This window comes from Meiothermus cerbereus, from assembly GCF_051297115.1.
In the GTDB taxonomy this organism is placed as follows: Bacteria; Deinococcota; Deinococci; order Deinococcales; family Thermaceae; genus Meiothermus; species Meiothermus cerbereus_A.
Map to the genome: position 1 here is coordinate 1 of NZ_JBEVAL010000052.1, position 18209 is coordinate 18209.

Genomic DNA, 18209 nt, shown 5'->3' on the forward strand with positions numbered 1-18209 from the left:
GGTGGGGCAAATGTGGGTTTTCAATGTCCCCTAGCCGGTTTCTCGGCTTGCGCGAACCCCCCTGGGTTTTGGCACTTGCTTGGGGTTCGCGCAGATTCTTAGGGCATAGGGTACACCACCCTGCACAAATCGCGCAGTACCCCCTCCGAGCCTGGAGGTGTGAAAACGAAACTTCACACACTCAATCCAGGTGTAATCGGCTCTGGGCAATTTGGTTGGACGAAGGCAGTAGCAGCGCTCTTGCTGGTGTTGTTGCTGGCTGTGCCACTTGTGGCAAGCCCGGCTAAGCATGTTTTGCCGAGCTTCGCAGAAGGCGACGATCGGCCCAAGCTGGGCACTGGGGGTTAGGCCCTGCAACACGGACGGGCAGAGGGGCGTTTAACCCCTCTGCTGGCCTATTTACAGGTAAGATGGCGGTGTGTCAAAGCCTTTGCCCCCAGAAGTCTGGCTGAGCCTACAGGCTTTGCTCGATGCCGGACATCACGAACCTTCCCTCGGGCTTTTGCACAGCCTTTTTGAGCAGTGCAGCACCCACCAGCAGGCCCAGGAGCTGCTGGCCCGGATGCGAAACCTGCCGCCAGAGCTCATGCAACACCCCACGGCCCGGCGGCTGTATGTGCAAACCCTTTGCCGCGCGCGCCAGCCCGAGGAAATTTTGAGCCTGCTGGCCCCCCAATCCCCAGACCCCGCCCTGAGGGTGTACCAGGCCTGGGCCCAGGTTCGGCTGGGGCAGTACCAGCAGGCCTTGCAAACCCTGGAAGAGGCCGCCCCTGCCACCAGCCTCGACTGGAGCATCTTTTACCGCACCAAGGGGGAGGCCCTGTTCTGGACGGGTGCGACAGACTGGCTCGAGGTGTTCGACCAAGCGCGGGCCCACCTGCATGGCAGCGCCCTGGGACGCATGTTGCTGGATCGGGGCTGGTTTTTGAACCACCTGGGAAAGCGGAGCGCCGCGGTGGTGTGCTGGGGGCGAAGCCCTGGCCTACCTCGAGCACGACCCCTACTACCGGGCCTGGGCCCACAACAACCTGGGCTTTGCCATGCTCAACGACCAGCCCCACAAGGCCGAGCAGCACCTGCTGGAAGCCCTGCGCCTTAGCCGCAAAGAAACTGCCCGGGCCTTCCGCGCCCAGGCCCTGATGGGTCTCGGGGCCGTGCGGCGGGGCCTGGGGGAGTGGGAGCGCGCCCTGGATAGTTACCGGCAAGCCCTCAGGTTCTCGACCGATTCCAACGACAAACACTCGGCGCTGTGGGGCTGGGGGCACACCCTGCGGCTGATGGGGCGCGTGGAGGAGGCCCTGCCCAAGCTCATCCAGGCCCGGCAGCTCCAGCCCCAAGAAGTCTGGCTCGAGGCCGACCTGGCCGCCGCCCACCTGATGCTGGGGGAGCAAGAAAGTGTGCTCAAGAGCCTTCCCAGGCTGCAAAGCTTGCGACAGGAACGCAAGCTGAGCGAGCGCGGCCAGGTGGTGTTGCAGGTCATCGAGGCCGAACTGGCCCGCCGCTGGGGCAACGAGCAGCAGGCCCAAAAACTGCTGGCAGGGCTAAACCCGCAAAACCTTTGGGTGCGTGAAGAACTGGGCTGCTTTCCGGGGCTGGCCCAGATACCGGGGCTGGTTCCCCAGCCCGAGCGTTTTCGCGTGGAGGTAGAGCCTTTTGGGCGGCTCGAGGTGCGGGTCAATGGCCGTCCGGTGCCCATTCCGGCGGTCAGCAAGATGGGCGAGCTGCTGGTGTTCATGCTGGTGCAGGGCAAGCAGGCCAGCGTGGAACTGCTGGTGGATCGGCTGGGCAACCCCCGCAACAAGAACCCCCGCAAGGCCCTGTGGGGGAACATCGATAAACTGCGCCAGGCCCTGGGCTGGAAAGATAGCATTCAAAGCTGCGGCGGGGTGTATTGCCTCGACCCCCGCGCAGAGTGGATCTGCGACCTCGAGCCCAAAGGCGACCCCTTCCCCAACGCCGAAGACCCAGCCCAAATCTTTATGCCCGGCTACTACAGCGAATGGGTGGAGGAGTGGCGGCAGCAGTGGCTGGTGGTGTAGGCCCTTCTGGTGCGCTTATTGAGCGTAGCAGACTCAGATTTTCTAATAAAAAATGGGTTGATTTTTAGTAAATGGACGAGCGCTGGATGGGGGTTTGCTAAGGTTCTGGTGTCGGTATGTTTAGCCAGCCAGACCTCAGCTACCACCAGAACAAGGCCCTTCGGCTGCTCAGGCTGCTCGAGCTGTTGCAGCAGAAGCCCTGGAAGCCTGGCGAACTGCGTCAGGAGCTGGGCCTGGGCGAGCGGGCCATCTTCGACTACCTGAACGAAGTAAAGGCCCTGGCCGCACAGCTGGGGCTCCGCTTCATGCACGACACCCTGCACAGCACCTACCACATCGAGGTGCAGGAGCAACTTAGCCCGACCGAAACGGTGGTGGCTTTTATCGCTACCCGCATGCTGGCGCACCACTCACCGGGCAGCAACAGGGCCTATCAGGAGGCGCTACGCAAGCTGGTCAAGCACCTGCCCGAGCCCCTCAAGGCCCTGGCCCTCAAAAGCATTTCGGCGCTCGCCGTGCGCCCCCCCAGCCTGAGCGGGGCCAACCTCGAGACCCTCACCCAGGGCTGGCTGGAGCGCAGGGTGGTGGCTTTCGAGTACCGCATCCCACAGCAGCGAACCTTTAAGGTCGAGCTGGAGATTTACTTTATCGAGGTTTCCCGCGCCAACATGGCGGTCTACCTCATCGGCAAAGACCGCCTGTATGGCCGGGGCATCCACTACCGGGACAACCTCAAAACCTACAAGCTCGAGCGCATCCAGCGGCCCCGCCTGCTCGAGGTTACCTACACCATTCCCGAAGACTTCGACCCCGGCCAGTACCTTTCCAGCGCCTGGGGTATTGTGTCAAGCGAGCAGCCGCTTGAGGTACTGCTTCGCTTCAGCCCGGAGGCCAGCGAGCGCATCCGGGAGGGGGGTTACCCCAACCTGCAGATCCTAGAGCAGCTCGAGGGTGGCAGCACTCTCGTTCAAATTACCGTCGGCACTGATCAAAACCAATTCCCCCTCGAGCTGCTACCCTGGATACAAAGCTGGGGGCCGCGGGTGGAGGTTCTGAAGCCCGATAGCCTGCGGCAGGCCTGGCTGCACGAGGCCCGGCAGGTGCTGGAGCTATATAGCCCCCAGTGGCTAGGCGCGCCCAAGGTCTACTGGGCCCACTCCCACCACGACCGCACCCGCTGGCAGACCCTGCGCGAGCACGCCACAGAGGTAGCCCGGCTGGCAGCACAAAAAGCCGCCCCTTTTGGCGCCTCGCAGAAAGCCGAGCTGGCCGGTAAACTGCACGACCTGGGCAAATATGGCGACCTCTTCCAGCAGCGGCTGGAGGGCAAGCAAAAGGGCCTCGACCACTGGTCGGCGGGGGCCCACCTGGCTCTGTTCGAGCTGCGCCAGCCCGAGGTAGCCCTGGCCATTCAGGGCCACCACATCGGGCTGCAAAGCGGGGCTAAAGAGAGCCTGCGCGAGATGAACCTGAATAAGCGCGGCGGCCAGGGCACCCCAGCCGAACTGCAGCTGAGCGAGACCGACCTGGAGCGGCTCAAAGAACGTTTGCAGCAGGATGGCCTGGCGCTGCCTTCGCTTGGCCCAGAGCAGGAAAAGTACCAGTCCAATGCGGCCCAGATGCTCGATACCCGGATGCTTTTCTCGGCCCTGGTGGACGCCGACTTTCTGGACACCGAGCGGCACCTGCAGGGCCCCGAGCTGCTGCGTCCAGAACCCCCGCCCTTACAGGCCGCGCGGGCTTTGGAGCGGCTCGAGGCCCGGCTGGCCGAGCTGGCCGCCGACCCTGCCGTCCCTCAAAAAACCCGCCAACTGCGGCAGGCCGTGGCCCAGGCCTGTGCCCAGGCCGCCCAGCAGGAGGGTCGCCTCTTCACCCTTACCGCACCCACCGGCGCCGGCAAAACCCTGGCCATGCTGCGCTTTGCCCTGAAGCGCGCCGTGCGCGACCCCCGCATTCGCCGCATTGTGGTGGTGCTGCCTTATCTATCTATCCTCGACCAGACCGCCAAAATCTACCGTGATCTTTTCCGCGAGTTTGGGCCGCACTACATCCTGGAAGACCACAGCCTGGCCTACCGGCCCCTCTCCAAAGCGCTGAGCGACGAGCAGGATTTGCTCGAGCGCGAGCGCAGGCTGCTGGCCGAGAACTGGGAGGCCCCCATCATCCTCACCACCAGCGTGCAGCTATTGGAAAGCCTGCACGCCAACCGGCCCGGCGCCTGCCGCAAGCTGCACAACCTGGCCGGCAGCGTGCTGCTCTTCGACGAGGTGCAGACCCTGCCCACCCACCTGGCCGTGCCCACCCTCAAAACCCTGGCCCGCCTGGCCAGCGACCAGTACGGTTCGGTGGTGGTCTTCGCCACCGCCACCCAGCCGGCCTTCGAGGCCCTGCACGCCAAAGTCCAGGAAAACGAACCGCAGGGCTGGCAGCCGCAGGAAATGGTGCCAGACCCAAAGGCGCTTTTTTCGCAAAGCCAGCGGGTGCAGCTTGACTGGTGGCTCAAAAACCCCACCCCCTGGCCCTACCTGGCCACCCTGCTGAAGGCCGACCCCCAGGCCCTGGTGGTGCTGAACCTCAAGCGGCAGGCCCACGCCCTTTTTCGCCAGGCCGAGGCGCAGGGTTTGCAGGAAGGGCTGTACCACCTGTCCACCGCGCTGTGCCCGGCCCACCGCAAAGAGGTGCTGGAGCAGATTCAGCAGCGCCTGAGCGAGCAGGCCCCCTGCCGCCTGGTGGCTACCCAGGTGGTGGAGGCCGGGGTGGAGCTGGATTTTCCCGTGGGCTACCGGGCTTTGGGGCCTCTGGAGGCCATCGCCCAGACCGCCGGGCGCATCAACCGGCACGGCCTGCGTTCAGAAGGCCGGCTGGTGGTTTTTTTGCCCGAGGACGAGGGCTACCCCGACCGGGCCTACGCCCAGGCCGCCCAGCTGACCAGGGCCTTGCAGGCTGAGGGGGGCCTCGAGCTCGACCAGCCCCAGACCGTGCAGCGCTACTACCAGAGCCTTTACGGACTTCGAGACGTATCCGACGCAGAAATCGAGCGCTGTATTCAGACCCAAAACTACGCCGAGCTGGCCCGGCACTACCGCCTGATCGAGACCCCAGCGGTCAACGTGGTGGTGCCCTACAACGACGAAGCCCTGGCCCTGATGCAAGAAGCCCGCGACCAGGGCATCAGCGCCGCCTGGATTCGCCAGGCCCGGCCCTACGCGGTGCCCCACTATTTGCCTGGAGGGGTGCCGCCCTACCTCGAGCCGGTTTTCCTGCGCTATGGCCGCGAAAAAAGCGAGGCCCCCGACTGGTTCCTCTGCCCTGAAGAGGCCCTCTACCACCCTGCCCTGGGCTTCACCCCGGAGGAGGGCGGGGCTTTGGGTTTGCTGGTTTGACGAAAGGAGGCACCATGCGAAGTTTTACGCTCGAGGTTTGGGGAGAGCTGGCCTGCTTCACCCGGCCAGAGTTCAAGGTGGAGCGCTTTAGCTACCCCATCATTACGCCCAGCGCGGCGCGGGGCATTTTCGACGCCATCTACTTAGACTTCGACCCCCACAGCAAAAAGCCCCTCATGTACTGGCAGCTAATCCGCATCGAGCTGCTCAAGCCGGTGCGCTACATCAGCCTGATGCGCAACGAGGTCAAGGAGAAGGCCAGCCTGCGCAGCATCCAGGGCTGGATGAAAGACCCCGCCAGCTTTGAGCCCCTTTACGCCGACGCCACCCGCGACGACACCGGCCAGGACACCAAAGGCCGCACCCAGCGCCAGACCATGGCCCTAAAAGATGTGCGCTACCGCCTGACCGCCCACGCCGTGCTCTACCAGGAAGACCACGCCCTGCGCCAGAAGATTGAGCACAGCTTCCAAAGGCGGGCCCGCGCCGGGCAGTGCATCTACCAGCCCTACCTGGGCTGTCGCGAGTTTACCGGCTACTTCCGGCTGGTGGAGCCCGGTGAGGCGGCCCAGCCTGTGGACCACAACGAGAAGATCGGCTGGATGCTCTACGACGTCTTCGACCTCGCGCGCCCCGGCGGGCCGCTGCGCCCCGATAAAGGCGAAAAACCCCGCATCAGCCTGTTCGAGGCCGAGGTGGTGCAGGGGGTGCTCGAGGTGCCGCCCTACACCAGCCCGCAGGTCAAGAAGGGGGGTGGGTGATGCTTTCGCAGTTGGTGGCCTACACCCAGAAAAAGAAGCTGGGGGCCGAACCCGGCTTTACCACCAAGGAGATCCGCTGGCTGGCGGGCGTAAGCCCGGCGGGGCAGTTTACCGAGCTGATCCCGCTGGACAACCAGGCCAAGACCGCACCCGACCTCTCCCAGCCCGAGATGATTGGCTTGCCCGGCTACCTGCGCGCCCAAGGACATTCGGTCGAACAGGCCGCGCACTTCCTGGCCGATACCTGCGCGGTGGTGTTTGGTCTGGCCGAGCGCGACGCCCAGGGGGTGGTCAAGAAGCCTCAGGAGCACGCCAAAAACCTGCAAAAGCAAGCCACCTTCCGACTGCTCTTAGAGCTGGCCGCCAGGGAGGTGCCCCTGCTACAGCCCATCGCCCAGGCGCTGGCCGACCCAGAGCAGGTGCAGGATTTTTTGAAGAAGCTCGAGGTCCAGACCCAAAAAAAGGGCACAGAAAAGCTCAAGCCCACCGACAAAATTTCGTTTTTCCTGAACGGCCAGTGCGTGCTGGACTTCCCCGACTGGCATGGCTGGTGGCGGCAGTTTAGGGCCCAGGCTTTTGCCAGGCCGGAAGCCAGCGGGGCTATGCCCTCCTTTGCCACCGGTGCGCTGGTTACCCCGGCCCTCACCCACCCCAAGGTGACCAGGCTGGGCGGGAGCGCCTTCGGCCATGCCCTGGTGACCTACGACAAAGAGGCTTTTGAGTCGTATGGCTTTTCACAGGGCGAAAACGCCGCGGTGGAGGAGCAGGCCGCCAACGCCTACCGGGCCGGGCTGGACGCCCTCTTGGAGCAAGCCGAAACCCTGGGCGAGATGAAGGTGGTGGTCTGGTACGACCAGGAAATTCCCGAGGAAGACGACTTCTTCCGGGAGCTGTTTGCCCCCAGCAGCGAGGCCGAGGAGCTACAGGCCCTCGAGCGGGCCCGCACGGTATTGCAGGCTTTCAGAACCGGCCAGGCCCCGCCCACCCTGCGCAACGCCCGCTTCTTTGCCGCCGCCATGAGCCCGGCCTCGGGCCGGGTGATGCTGCGCGACTGGCAGACGGGCCGGCTCGAGGACTTTGTGGCCGCCGTCGAGGCCTGGTTCTCCGACCTGGCTATGGTGCGGCGCGACGGCGAGCGGCTGGCCGCGCCCCCTGGCCTGAACCGGCTTTTCCTCTGCATCCAGCGGCCCAAAACCCCCGAGCAGACCTTCGACGACTACCTCAAACCCATCAAGCAGCTCCAAACCCCCCTCTGGCGCGCGGCCCTCAACCCCCGCCTGCCCATCCCCTACGCCGCCGTAGCAAAAATCATGGAAACCCACACCGCCGAGGTGATGACCGGGGCTTTTGGCGAAGCCCTCAAAGCCCAGAAGCCCGATGCCGCCAGCCTGGGCCGCATCTACGCCCGCATGGGGCTACTAAAGGCCTACCACAACCGCAAAGGAGGTTACCGCATGAGTGCCGAACTCGACCTGAACCACCCCAGCCCGGCCTACCACTGTGGCCGCCTGATGTGCCTCTTGGCCCAGATTCAGGAGGCCGCCAGCGAGTCCGATATCAACGCCGGGGTGATCCAGCGCTACTACGGGGCTGCCTCCAGCACGCCTTCGCTGGTGCTGGGCCGCCTTACCCGCCTCTCGCAGCACCACCTGTCCAAGATGGCCAAAGACGCCCCTGGCCTGGCCTACTGGTTCAACAGCCAACTGGCCGAGGTCTGGAAGGCCCTGGGCAAGAACCTGCCACGCACCTTGAGCCTGGAAGAACAGAGCCTGTTTGCCCTGGGCTACTACCAGCAACTGGCCTTTAGTCGCAAGAAGTCCGAGTCCAGCCAGGAAAAGGAGAACGCATGACCCCTATCCAGAACCGCTACGAGTTTTTGCTGTTTTTTGACGTAAAAGACGGCAACCCCAACGGCGACCCCGACAGCGGCAACGCCCCCCGCATAGACCCCGAGGACGGGCACGGCCTGGTAAGCGACGTAGCCCTGAAGCGGCGCATCCGCAACTACGCCCAGGCCGCCGGGGCCAGCATCTTTGTGCAGCACGGCACCAACCTGAACCGCCCCATCTTCGAGGCGCATCTGCAGACGGGCGGTTTTGATGGAACCAAGACCAAAGACAAAGTGGAGGCGGCCCGCCGCTGGATGTGCCGGCAGTTCTTCGATGTGCGCACCTTTGGCGCGGTGATGAGCACCGGGGCCAACGCCGGGCAGGTGCGGGGGCCGGTGCAGATTACCTTTGCTAGAAGCCTCGAGCCCATCTTTCCCGCCGAGTTCAGCATCACCCGCGGGGCCGTGGCCGAGGACGTAAAGAACGCCAAGACCCTCGAGGACTACCTGCGCTGGGAGGCAGGGCAGCCCGAGGACAAACTCCGCACCATGGGGCGCAAAAGCCAGGTGGCCTATGGCCTGTATATGGCCAAAGGCTTCATCAGCGCCCACCTGGCCCAGGGCACCGGCTTTAGCCAGGACGACCTGAAGCTACTGGTGGAAGCCCTCCTGAACATGTTTGAGCACGACCGCAGCGCCAGCAAAGGCCATATGGCTACCCGCCGGCTCTACCTGTTCAAGCACGTGGGCAACGGCGATCCAGGCAACGCCGAGCAAAACAAGCGCCAGGCCCTGCTGGGCTGCGCCCCGGCCCACCGCCTGCTCGACCTGGGGGAGGTGGTCTCGGTTCGGCGGCTAGACGAAAGCAAACCCCCGCGCAGCTTTGCCGACTACCAGATGATGGCCGACCCCCAAAAGCTCCCTAAAGGCGTGGTGATGCTCGAGCTGAACCAATGGGACGAAGAAAAGTTCGACGCCTGGCTGGGAGGGCAAAATGCCTAGAACCATTCCTACTCCGCCCCCCGAACTCAAAACACCTACCTTGGAGACCTGGACGCTCAAGCTCAAGACCATCACCCCCATGTTTGGCGGCAGCGCCACCCCGCGCGCGGTAGACCCCGAAAACCCCGTGCGGGCAGCCAGCGTGCGCGGGCATCTGCGCTTTTGGTGGCGGGCTACGGCGAGGGGGCAGTATGCCAGTGCAGAGGAACTGTTCAAAGCGGAGGAGGAGATTTGGGGGAGTGCGGAGCGGTATGGCAAGGTAGCCCTTCGCGTGCTTGAGCAGGCCGCGGGACAACTAGTAAAACCGTCGGAGCTTGTCCCGGATAGAGGTACAGCCAAAACCGGCCCGCTGGAGAAGTTTTTTCTGCACCCATTCAACGAAAACAAAACCGAACGTATTCCCGAAGCCAGCGGGCTACAGTGGGTGGAGTTTAGCCTCGAGCTAACCCTAAACCTTTCCGATGCCGAAAGAGAGCACCTGCGCCGTGCCTTGCGGGCCTGGATTGCCTTTGGCGGCGTAGGGGCTCGCACCCGGCGGGGTGTGGGGGCTTTGGAAGTTACGGCTGACCTGCAACAGTGGTTGCCCAACAAGCCCGAGCAGCTAAAGGAATGGTTCTCCCACAAGCACGTAGAGAACCCGGCACACACCCTGCTGGCCGGTGCGGTGATCTGCCTGGGCCAGCCCTGGAAACAGGGCCCCAGCGACCCCTATAAGGGCCACACAGCTTGGCGTGAGCTGGGTCGCTTCTGGGCCCGCTTCCGCAAGGGGCATTTTGTGGAAGACCCTCAGACCGGAAAAACCATGCCTTACACGCCAATGGCCGGGGGTAAGTGGCGCGACCACAAAACCCTCCTGGCCCTGAGCAAAGACCAGGAACAGGTGGCCCTGGCAAAACCTTACCTAGGGCTGCCCATCGTCTACCAGCGCCTGGGGAATAGCTTTAGTGGAACCCTCGAGGCCGTCCACCCCCAGGGCAAACGTATGGCCTCGCCGGTCATCCTGAAGCCCATAGCCTTTGCCGATGGAAATGTACGGCCCGCGGTGGTGATTCTCAAAGCGCCTACCCCCGAAGATATCAAAATTGGTGACCAGAAACTTGCACTGTACCTGCCAGACTTCGACCCCGTGCTTGATTCGCTAGGCGCTGACGACCCCCTCGAGGCGCTTCGCAAGGCTGCCCAAATTCAAGGCTTTGCTGTGGAGGTGCGCCTATGAGCCACCTGCTCTCTATCTCCATCGGCCCCGTTCAGGACTTCATCGCCGCTGCCCGTCGCACCGCCGACCTGTACGCGGGTTCGCAGATTCTGCAAAAGCTGAGTAAGGCGGTGGCAAAACATTTGACCAGCAATCATGCGGAACTGATCTTCCCCGCAGACGAAAACGCCGACGGGGCCAACAAGATTCTGGCCGAAGTCGAGGGCGACCCCAAAGCCCTGGCCGAAGGGGCTAAAAAAGCGGCCCAGGAAGCGCTCGAGCACCTTTGGAAGAAGACCATTGAGTCCTTACCGGAGTCGTATCAGAGCCAGATTGACCAGGCCAGGGCCCAAGAGCAGCTAAGGAGTTTCCTCGAGTTCTACGCCGCTTGGGTGCCCCTACCCGACGAAGAGAAATACCCCCAGGCCCGCCGGACGGTAGAACGCCTGCTGGCCGGGCGCAAGGCCCTGCGCGACTTTGCCCCCACCCAGCAAAGCGACGACGGGGTGCCCAAGTCGCCCCTCGACCCCTCCCGCGCTGCGGTCATAGACCCCCGCCGATGGGCGGAGGCGAGCGTGCGCCTACCCGACGGTTCGTACCGCCCCCTACGCATCAAGCCTACCGAGCAGCTGGACGCCATCTCCTTGCTCAAACGCTGCTATGGGGTGCTGAACTCAGACAAAGTGGTGGACACCCGTACCATGGCCCGGCGCTCCTGGAGGCCAGAAGCAGAGCCTGACGAGCGCTACGGTGAGGACGACGATCACATCCGGGAGCCCCAGCCCTACTTTGTCATCCTGGTGGCCGACGGCGACCGCATGGGCGAGTTAATTGGTCGCCAGGACGACCCCGAAGCCCATCGCGCGCTTTCCAAAACACTGGACGACTTCGCCCGCGAGGCCCAGAAGATAGTTTTGGAGTACCGCGGCTTTATGGTCTACTCCGGGGGCGACGATGTGCTGGCCTTTTTGCCGGTAAACCAGGCCATCGCCTGCGCTAAAGACCTCTCGAAGGAGTTTCGCCACCGGGTCAAGGGCACCCTTTCGGCGGGGGTGGCTATCGTTCACTACCGTGAACCCCTCTCGATCTCGTTGAAAAACGCCAAAGAGGCCGAAAAAGCCGCCAAAAACGGCGGGCGCGATGCCCTGGCGGTAGCCCTGCATACCCGCGGTGGCATCCCCACTACGGTGGTGCGCCGCTGGGACAACCTGCGCTGGCTCGAGCTGCTCCAGTCCTTCGCCCAGGGCGACCTTACCCAAGGGCTGGCCTACGAGCTGCGGGAGCTAGGCCGGGAGTGGCAGCCGGAGATGAACGTGGCTTATTTGCAGGCCGAGGCCGAGCGCATTCTGGGCCGCAAAGAGCGCAAGAACCTTCGACTTCCCCTGTTTGAGTCCCGCCAGGATCTCCTTACCTATGCCGACCAGCTGGTGATTGCCCGCTTCCTGAGCGGCATAAAGACCGAGGAAAAACCGGAGGTGTCCCGTGCCTGAACGTGTGCTGGAAATCCAAGCTTTAGCCCCCTTGCTCTGGCGCGATGGGCGGCCCTTCGCTGCTGCCGAGGGCAGCGAAACCGCAGCCCGGAGCCTGCCCCTGCCACTACCCAGCACGGTGGCGGGCTTCGTCCGCACACAGGTAGGCAAGAGGCAGGGCCTCTCCTTCGACGACCCCCAAACCCTGCAAAACCTGCACGGGCTTCAGGTTTGTGCGCCGCTGCTGGTTCGCGGGGGGCAGTTTGTGCTGCCCGCCCCACGCGATGCGGTGGTCTACAAAAATGGCAAGAGCTTGCAGGTGATGCGGCTCCTGCCCAAAGCCCTCGAGACCGGGTACGGGTGCGACCTGCCGGAGGGTCTGCTGCCCCTCGAGGTGACCGAGGACATCAAGCCCGAAAGCGGCTATAACTTCTGGACGGCAGACGACCTGACCCGCTGGCTGTTGGGCCAGGAGGTGGTTCCCCAGAAGATAGGGGGCTTGCCCGAGGAGACCCGCATACACGTGGGCATTGACCCGGCCACCGGAAAGGCCAACGAGGGCGTGCTGTACAGTGTGACGTACAAGGCCCTGGAGAGCCTCGAGGAAGGCCAGCACCATAGCTGGAGCATCCGGGCCAGGGTCAGGCTACCTGAAGGCCAGGAGCCCGAACCTCTGGGCTACCTGGGGGGTGAGTCCCGCCCGGTACGGGTAATGGCTTACCCCAATGCCAAGCTAAGCGAGTACTGGTTCGACTGCCCGGCTGAAATCAAAGAGGCCTATGCACGGCTGGGCCGAGGTTCCATGCTGCGAATGGTGCTGGCTACCCCGGCGCTGTTTGAGGGCGGCTGGAGGCCGGGTTGGCTGGATAAGTTCGGGCAGATGAACCTACCTGCGGGGGTGGGTACGGTTCGGCTAAAGCTGGTGGCCGCTGCGGTGGGCCGGCGCGAGCCGGTGAGCGGCTGGAGCCTGCGCGAGCGGAAGCCCCGGCCTGTGCGCTGGATGGTTCCAGCAGGCAGTGTGTACTTCTTTGAGGTAGAAGAGGGCGACCCCAGCCGACTGCTAGAGAGCTGGCTGCGCCCGGTCAGTGACCACGAACAAGACCGCAAAGACGGCTTTGGCCTTGCGTTATGGGGAGTGTGCTAAACATGGAAGCAAAAGCTATTTTCTGGCAGGCCCTTACGCCGGTGCATCCCGGCACCGGGCAGGACTCGAGCAGCGTGATTGACCTTCCGGTCGCCCGTGAGGCCGCCACCGGTTTTCCGGTGATTCCCGCCAGCAGCCTCAAGGGCGTGTTGCGCGATGGACGTACAGACGAAGCGACCAATAAGGTTTTTGGTTCGCTTGAGCAGATGGGCGAGCTGACCCTCACCGATGCCCGCCTGTTGCTGCTGCCGGTGCGCTCGTATGCTGGTACCTTTGCCCTGATTACCTGCCCGCTGGTGTTGCAGCGCCTCGAGCGCGACGCGGCGGCCCTGGGCAGGCCGTTCAACTTGCCCCTAGCAAACGTAGAGGGCGAGCAGGCCCTGGCCGGAAGCGCCATCCAGCACAACAACCAGGTGATTTTGGAGGACATTGACCTCAAGGTGAAGGGCCCCGCTGAGGCGCTGGCTAAAGCCATGAGCCAGGTGGTGTTTGGAAAAGAGGAGCCTTACTTTATCGAGCGCTTTGCTCTGGTAAGCAACGATGTGTTTAGCTACTTTTGCCAGACCGGCCTCGAGGTCATCGCTCGAGTGCGCCTGGAAAGCGAAAGCAAGACCGTAGCCAACGGGGCTTTGTGGTACGAAGAAGCCATCCCTGCCGAGACGGTATTCACCTGCTTCGCCATCGCCAAAGACCCGCAGCACTTCAGCGAGCTAGAAAAAAGCCGCTACCTCCAGATTGGCGGCAAAGCCAGCGTGGGCCGCGGTTTACTGCGGCGGCTGGGGGGTGGGCAGCCATGAGCCAGCCCTTAACCAGGAGCCAGAAAGACATGAAGCTGGCGCTGGAACTCGTAAGCAGCCTGGAAGGGGCCGACCCCGAACTCAAGCGAATTTACGGCGGTCTGTGCCACAACTTCCCGGTGATGGTGATGCAAAGCGGGCTGTGCCAGGCGGTGGCCTATAGCGCCGATAAGGCCAGTGGCGAAGGCAGCCGGGCCAGGGCGCACCAGAAATTGCTCGAGCACCTCGGGGTCATTCTGGGTGTGGAGGGCAACCTGCTACAGCATCTACAGTCGATACCGACCCCAACCTATATGCACCACACCCGGCGGGTGCTGGACGCCTGGGTGTACTTCAAGCGCTTTACAGTGAGCGTACTCAAGGTAAAAGCAGGTGAAGATCATGCGAGCTAGCCGTCTCAACCTTCCCCCACCCACCAACGCAGGCCTGGCCCTGCAACGCTATTTGCGTGCCCATGATGAGCAGAAAGCAGCCGCCAGGGAGCTGATCGAGGTCATTACCCAAACCCCCATCAGCCCAACCTACAAAGAGGCCTTCGAATGCTGGAAGGCTGCTCTTCCCGAAGCAATTTTCCTCGAAGCCACCACCCGCACCCCCCTGGCCATTGGCCTGGGCAATGCCAGCCCCATCGAGAATGGCCTAACCATCCACCACACCTACGGCACACCCTATCTGCCGGGCAGCGCACTCAAGGGGCTGGTGCGCCGGGCTGCCGACCACTTTGGCCTTAGCCCGCAGGAGAAAGCAGTTTTGCTGGGCGAAGGCCCCGACCCTAAGCGTAAAACCCAGGGCAACGTGGCCTACCTGGTCTACTGGGATGGCTGGCTGGACTCCAGCAGCAAGCAGCCTTTTCAGAAAGATGTGATCACCGTGCACCACCCGGATTACTACAGCAAGCGCGGTGCTAACGACACATGGCCCAGCGACTTCGACGACCCCAATCCAGTGAGTTTCTTATCAGTAAAACCCGGCGTAAAGTTTTGCATTGCCCTCTCGAGCAGTTCGCAAATCGCCGAGGTCTGGCTTCACACTGCCGCAGAGCTACTCAAGTGGGGCCTGGAAAACCTGGGCTTAGGGGGCAAAACCAATGCGGGCTACGGCTACTTCCAGGTGCAGCTACCCCCCCGGCCCAAGTCCGAGTATGAGCAGGGCCTCGAGCTTTTAGCCCAGCACCAGAGCCGCATCAGCAGAATTAAGCCCGCCAACGAGCGCGGCGAACTGAACTACTTCCTACAGGAGCTACGCGGCAAGCCCAAGGTTTTGCGTATGCCCACCCTGGAAGCCCTGCAGCACCACCTGCAGGAGTGGAAGGTCTGGAACCCCAGCAAAAACCCACAGCACGCAGAAATAAAGCAGCTTTTGGAGGAATAAGCGTGAGCACCGTCATCCTTACCACCGTCGGCACCAGCCTGCTCAGCAACGCCAAGCGGGAGGGGCTGGTTTCGGATCAGGAAATCCTGGCCTATATAGATCGGGAGCCCAAAGCGGCCAGTGCCGAGACCAACTCGCTGTTGCGCGTCCTGCAACCGGGCGACGAAATTGTACTGCTGCACAGCGCCACCGAGGAAGGCCGCAAGGCTGCTCAACTGTTGCAGCAATACTGGCAGCAAAAAGGGGTGCCTTGCGGCCTGGTCGAAATTGCCGGCCTGGCCTACGAGGCCCAGGGCTTCGTGGACTTTGGTCTGAAAAACTTTGTACGCACACTGGCGGGAGAGATTCGCAAGGCGGCCCGGAGGCAAAGAGAGGTGATCATCAACGCCACCGGGGGCTTCAAGGCCGAGATTTCCTACGCTACCGTGCTGGGGCTGGTCTTCAAGGTTCCGGTCTGTTACATTCACGAGCAGTTCAAAGAAATTGCCATCCTTCCGCCTACCCCTATCGGCTGGGACAGCAGCTTGTTTGTCTGGTACGCCGACTTTTTCGAGTGGCTAAGCGCGGGTGAGGGTGGGCTGCGGCCCAAAGCCGAAGCCGAGCCCAGGGCCGCTTTGCTGCCCGAGGAGGCCCAGGTGCTGCTGGAGGAGTTCGAGCTGGACGGGCAGGTCTACCAGGGCCTCTCACCGCTGGGCGAAGCCTACCTGGAAGCCTTCAAGAACGAGCTCGAGCAAGCCCAGAGCGTTCCGGTCTATCTTTCCAGCAAAGCCCGACGCGCGCTAGAGGGCCTCGAGCCTGCCACCCAGGAACGCTACCGCAAGCTGCTACAGCGCCTGCGCCTGCCCAACCGGGCGGCCACCAGCGAGCTCAAGAGCGGCGGGGGCGATGCCCTGGGCTACCCCAAAGGCAAGGTGGATGAGCGGCTTTTTTACGCCGAAAAGGACGGGAAGCTGTATGTGTTTGCCCTGACCCGCCACGGCCCCGAGTACGAGAAGTTTTGCCAGGAAGGCTTTTACTGGCGTGACTACCCGCCCCAGGACTTCACCCTTTGGGAAGGCTAGCCGCCCATTGCGGAGGTATTTGTGCCCACACTGCCCATCCTCCTGGCCTCTCGAGCACAGAGGTGATATCAGATGGAAGATTTAGACCAATTATTCCCCGAGATAACCCCCGCCCCACCCCAGCAAGTTGAACCCCTGCCCATCAGCGCCCTGGCCCAGTACACCTACTGCCCCCGCCGGGCGGCCTTGATTCTGCTCGAGGGCGAGTGGGAAGACAACGAGTTCACCCTGCGCGGTACGCGCGCCCACGAGAACGTAGATATACCGCAGGGCCTGCTGCGCGAGGGGGTCTGGGTGGAACGCGGACTGCCGCTGTGGTCGGAGCGGCTGGGGCTTACGGGCCGGGCCGACGTGGTGGAGTTTGTGGAGGGCAGGCCCTATCCGGTGGAGTACAAGGTGGGCAGAAGGTGGCCCCGCGAGCTGGCCCGCCAGGCCGCCGAGGTGCAGCTATGCGCCCAGGCCTTGTGCCTGGAGGAGATGTTCGGCCAGAGCGTGATGGAGGGGGCGTTGTTCAGCAAGGCCAGCCAGCGTCGCCGCGAGGTGAAGTTTACCCCCGAGCTGCGGGCCGCTACCCTGGCTACCATCAGCGCCCTGCGTAAGCTCTTGCAGCAAGAGCGCCTGCCCCCACCTGCTGCCGACGAGCGCTGCAAACACTGCTCCCTCCTGGGGGTATGTATGCCGGAAGTACCGCAAGCCCTGCAGGCCTGGCAAGCCCAACAAAGGCCATGAACAGCGAATTGTTGAACACCCTCTACATTCAAACCCAGGGCGTGTACCTGCGCCTCGAGGGCGATACCCTGCGCATCCAGCACGAGGACGTAACCTTACGCAACGTGCCGCTGCACCACCTGGGGGGGCTGTCGGTGTTTGGCAATGTGCTGATCTCGCCCTTTTTGCTGGCCCGCTGCGCCGAGGAGGGCCTCGAGGTGAGCTGGTTTAGCGAGTCGGGGCGGTTTTTTGGCCGACTGGCGGGAGCGGTTTCGGGCAATGTGCTGCTGCGGCAGGCCCAGTACCGCGCCCTGGACAACCCCAAAAGCCGCCTTTATTTGTCCCAGCGCTTTGTGGAGGGCAAGCTAAAGAACGCCCGCCTGGTCTTGCAACGGGCGGTTCGGGAGCGCGGCGAGACGGAGGCCCTGGCCCTGGCCCTGTACGAGCACGAGGCCGCTCTGCGCCAGCTTCCGCAGGCCCGCTCGGTGGACGAGGTGCGGGGCCTCGAGGGCAGCGCCGCCAGCGCCTACTTTGCCGCCTTTGGCGACCTCTTGCTCTCGGGCGAGTTTCGCTTTGAAGGGCGCAACAAACGCCCCCCGCGCGACCCCGTGAACGCCCTGCTGGGCTTTGTGTACGCGCTCTTGGTTACCCAGTGCACGGCAGCACTGGAAGGGGTGGGGCTCGACCCCCAGGGGGGCTTTCTGCACGCCCTGCGGCCCGGACGCAACGCCCTGGCCCTCGACCTGATGGAGGAGTTTCGGGCCTGGTGGGCCGACCGGCTGGCCCTCTCGCTTTTGAACCGCAAGCAGCTCAGCCCCGAACACTTTGAAGCCCGCCCCGGCGGCGCGGTGCTCTTGAGCGAGGAGGGCCGCAAGATGGTGATTACGGCCTTCCAGAGCCGCCGGCAAGAGACCGTGCAGCACCCCTTGTTCAAGGAACCTGTGCCGGTTGGGTTGCTGCCGCACATCCAGGCCCGCTTGCTGGCCCGCTACCTGCGGGGCGACCTGCCCCAGTATCTGCCGTTTGTGGGGAGGTGAACATGGAACGTCTGGACATTCTGGTGACCTACGACGTCAACGTTACCTCCGAAGATGGTCAGACCCGGCTGGCCCGGGTAGCCAAGGTCTGCAAAAACTTTGGGCAGCGGGTGCAGATGTCGGTGTTTGAGTGCCGCGTTACGCGGGCGCAGCTCGAGGACCTGGAAGCCAAACTGCTCAAAATCATCGAGCCCGACAAAGACAGCCTGCGTATCTACACCCTGCCCGGAGGCCGCCAAAAATGCCTGCGGGTACACGGCCAGGACAGGTACACCGACTTCGACGACCCGCTGGTGGTCTAGCCCACCCTGGCACTTGCTTTGCGCGAACCCCAAGCAAGTGCCAAAACCCAGGGGGGTTCGCGCAAGCCGAGAAACCGGCTAGGGGACATTGAAAACCCACATTTGCCCCACC

Annotated in this window: 16 protein-coding genes; all 16 read left to right on the forward strand. The window is 63.4% G+C overall.

The genetic code is table 11. The annotated features are described in order from the left end of the window. Nucleotides 1–418 precede the first annotated feature (418 nt). The 16 genes from ABWU19_RS10640 (at nt 419) to cas2 (ending at nt 18097) form a co-directional block, all read left to right on the forward strand. The gene (locus ABWU19_RS10640; RefSeq protein ID WP_435901663.1) at nt 419–1099 is read left to right on the forward strand and encodes a hypothetical protein; all 681 of its coding nucleotides are present in this window, start codon (nt 419–421) and stop codon (nt 1097–1099) included. Beyond that, on the forward strand, nt 1041–2039 hold the full coding sequence (locus tag ABWU19_RS10645; protein WP_435901664.1) for a tetratricopeptide repeat protein: 999 nt from the start codon (nt 1041–1043) through the stop codon (nt 2037–2039). Before ABWU19_RS10640 ends, ABWU19_RS10645 begins: the two co-directional genes overlap by 59 nt. A 116-nt stretch (nt 2040–2155) precedes the next feature. Next, nucleotides 2156–5422, forward strand: coding sequence for a CRISPR-associated endonuclease Cas3'' (locus ABWU19_RS10650; RefSeq protein ID WP_435901665.1), 3267 nt, complete (start codon nt 2156–2158; stop codon nt 5420–5422). Between the two features lie 14 nt (nt 5423–5436). After that, nucleotides 5437–6183 carry a type I-C CRISPR-associated protein Cas5c gene (gene cas5c, locus ABWU19_RS10655; RefSeq protein ID WP_435901666.1) on the forward strand — a complete coding sequence of 249 codons (747 nt, stop codon included), beginning with the start codon at nt 5437–5439 and terminating at the stop codon, nt 6181–6183. Continuing rightward, nucleotides 6183–8033, forward strand: a complete 1851-nt coding sequence (gene cas8c / locus ABWU19_RS10660; protein ID WP_435901667.1) for a type I-C CRISPR-associated protein Cas8c/Csd1 — start codon at nt 6183–6185, stop codon at nt 8031–8033. Before cas5c ends, cas8c begins: the two co-directional genes overlap by 1 nt. Next, nucleotides 8030–9013, forward strand: coding sequence for a type I-C CRISPR-associated protein Cas7/Csd2 (cas7c, locus tag ABWU19_RS10665; protein ID WP_435901668.1), 984 nt, complete (start codon nt 8030–8032; stop codon nt 9011–9013). Before cas8c ends, cas7c begins: the two co-directional genes overlap by 4 nt. Then, nucleotides 9006–10229 carry a type III-B CRISPR module RAMP protein Cmr1 gene (gene cmr1, locus ABWU19_RS10670; RefSeq protein ID WP_435901669.1) on the forward strand — a complete coding sequence of 408 codons (1224 nt, stop codon included), beginning with the start codon at nt 9006–9008 and terminating at the stop codon, nt 10227–10229. The genes cas7c and cmr1 overlap by 8 nt, the downstream gene beginning before the upstream one ends. After that, nucleotides 10226–11698: a type III-B CRISPR-associated protein Cas10/Cmr2 gene (cas10, locus tag ABWU19_RS10675; RefSeq protein ID WP_435901670.1), complete on the forward strand. Its 1473-nt coding sequence runs from the start codon at nt 10226–10228 to the stop codon at nt 11696–11698. Before cmr1 ends, cas10 begins: the two co-directional genes overlap by 4 nt. Continuing rightward, the gene (locus ABWU19_RS10680) at nt 11691–12821 is read left to right on the forward strand and encodes a type III-B CRISPR module-associated Cmr3 family protein (protein WP_435901671.1); all 1131 of its coding nucleotides are present in this window, start codon (nt 11691–11693) and stop codon (nt 12819–12821) included. The genes cas10 and ABWU19_RS10680 overlap by 8 nt, the downstream gene beginning before the upstream one ends. Nucleotides 12822–12823: 2 nt before the next feature. Beyond that, the gene (gene cmr4, locus ABWU19_RS10685) at nt 12824–13618 is read left to right on the forward strand and encodes a type III-B CRISPR module RAMP protein Cmr4 (RefSeq protein WP_435901672.1); all 795 of its coding nucleotides are present in this window, start codon (nt 12824–12826) and stop codon (nt 13616–13618) included. Further along, nucleotides 13615–14010, forward strand: a complete 396-nt coding sequence (cmr5, locus tag ABWU19_RS10690; RefSeq protein ID WP_435901673.1) for a type III-B CRISPR module-associated protein Cmr5 — start codon at nt 13615–13617, stop codon at nt 14008–14010. The genes cmr4 and cmr5 overlap by 4 nt, the downstream gene beginning before the upstream one ends. Next, nucleotides 14000–14989 carry a type III-B CRISPR module RAMP protein Cmr6 gene (cmr6, locus tag ABWU19_RS10695; protein WP_435901674.1) on the forward strand — a complete coding sequence of 330 codons (990 nt, stop codon included), beginning with the start codon at nt 14000–14002 and terminating at the stop codon, nt 14987–14989. The genes cmr5 and cmr6 overlap by 11 nt, the downstream gene beginning before the upstream one ends. Before the next feature lie 2 nt (nt 14990–14991). Beyond that, nucleotides 14992–16050 (forward strand): putative CRISPR-associated protein, encoded by a 1059-nt coding sequence (locus ABWU19_RS10700; protein ID WP_435901675.1) that lies wholly within the window; start codon nt 14992–14994, stop codon nt 16048–16050. A 72-nt stretch (nt 16051–16122) separates the two neighbouring features. Next, nucleotides 16123–16779, forward strand: a complete 657-nt coding sequence (gene cas4, locus ABWU19_RS10705; RefSeq protein WP_435901676.1) for a CRISPR-associated protein Cas4 — start codon at nt 16123–16125, stop codon at nt 16777–16779. Then, complete coding sequence (cas1c, locus tag ABWU19_RS10710; protein ID WP_435901677.1) at nt 16776–17795, forward strand: type I-C CRISPR-associated endonuclease Cas1c; 1020 nt, start codon at nt 16776–16778, stop codon at nt 17793–17795. The genes cas4 and cas1c overlap by 4 nt, the downstream gene beginning before the upstream one ends. Before the next feature lie 2 nt (nt 17796–17797). After that, nucleotides 17798–18097, forward strand: coding sequence for a CRISPR-associated endonuclease Cas2 (gene cas2, locus ABWU19_RS10715; protein WP_435901678.1), 300 nt, complete (start codon nt 17798–17800; stop codon nt 18095–18097). Nucleotides 18098–18209: the final 112 nt, after the last annotated feature.

Coding starts and splice junctions, on each gene's coding strand:
- ABWU19_RS10645 (WP_435901664.1), top strand. CDS start 1,041: ATGCTCAACGACCAGCCCCACAAGGCCGAGCAGCACCTGCTGGAAGCC.
- ABWU19_RS10650 (WP_435901665.1), top strand. CDS start 2,156: ATGTTTAGCCAGCCAGACCTCAGCTACCACCAGAACAAGGCCCTTCGG.
- cas5c (WP_435901666.1), top strand. CDS start 5,437: ATGCGAAGTTTTACGCTCGAGGTTTGGGGAGAGCTGGCCTGCTTCACC.
- cas8c (WP_435901667.1), top strand. CDS start 6,183: ATGCTTTCGCAGTTGGTGGCCTACACCCAGAAAAAGAAGCTGGGGGCC.
- cas7c (WP_435901668.1), top strand. CDS start 8,030: ATGACCCCTATCCAGAACCGCTACGAGTTTTTGCTGTTTTTTGACGTA.
- cmr1 (WP_435901669.1), top strand. CDS start 9,006: ATGCCTAGAACCATTCCTACTCCGCCCCCCGAACTCAAAACACCTACC.
- cas10 (WP_435901670.1), top strand. CDS start 10,226: ATGAGCCACCTGCTCTCTATCTCCATCGGCCCCGTTCAGGACTTCATC.
- cmr4 (WP_435901672.1), top strand. CDS start 12,824: ATGGAAGCAAAAGCTATTTTCTGGCAGGCCCTTACGCCGGTGCATCCC.
- cmr5 (WP_435901673.1), top strand. CDS start 13,615: ATGAGCCAGCCCTTAACCAGGAGCCAGAAAGACATGAAGCTGGCGCTG.
- cmr6 (WP_435901674.1), top strand. CDS start 14,000: ATGCGAGCTAGCCGTCTCAACCTTCCCCCACCCACCAACGCAGGCCTG.
- cas4 (WP_435901676.1), top strand. CDS start 16,123: ATGGAAGATTTAGACCAATTATTCCCCGAGATAACCCCCGCCCCACCC.
- cas1c (WP_435901677.1), top strand. CDS start 16,776: ATGAACAGCGAATTGTTGAACACCCTCTACATTCAAACCCAGGGCGTG.
- cas2 (WP_435901678.1), top strand. CDS start 17,798: ATGGAACGTCTGGACATTCTGGTGACCTACGACGTCAACGTTACCTCC.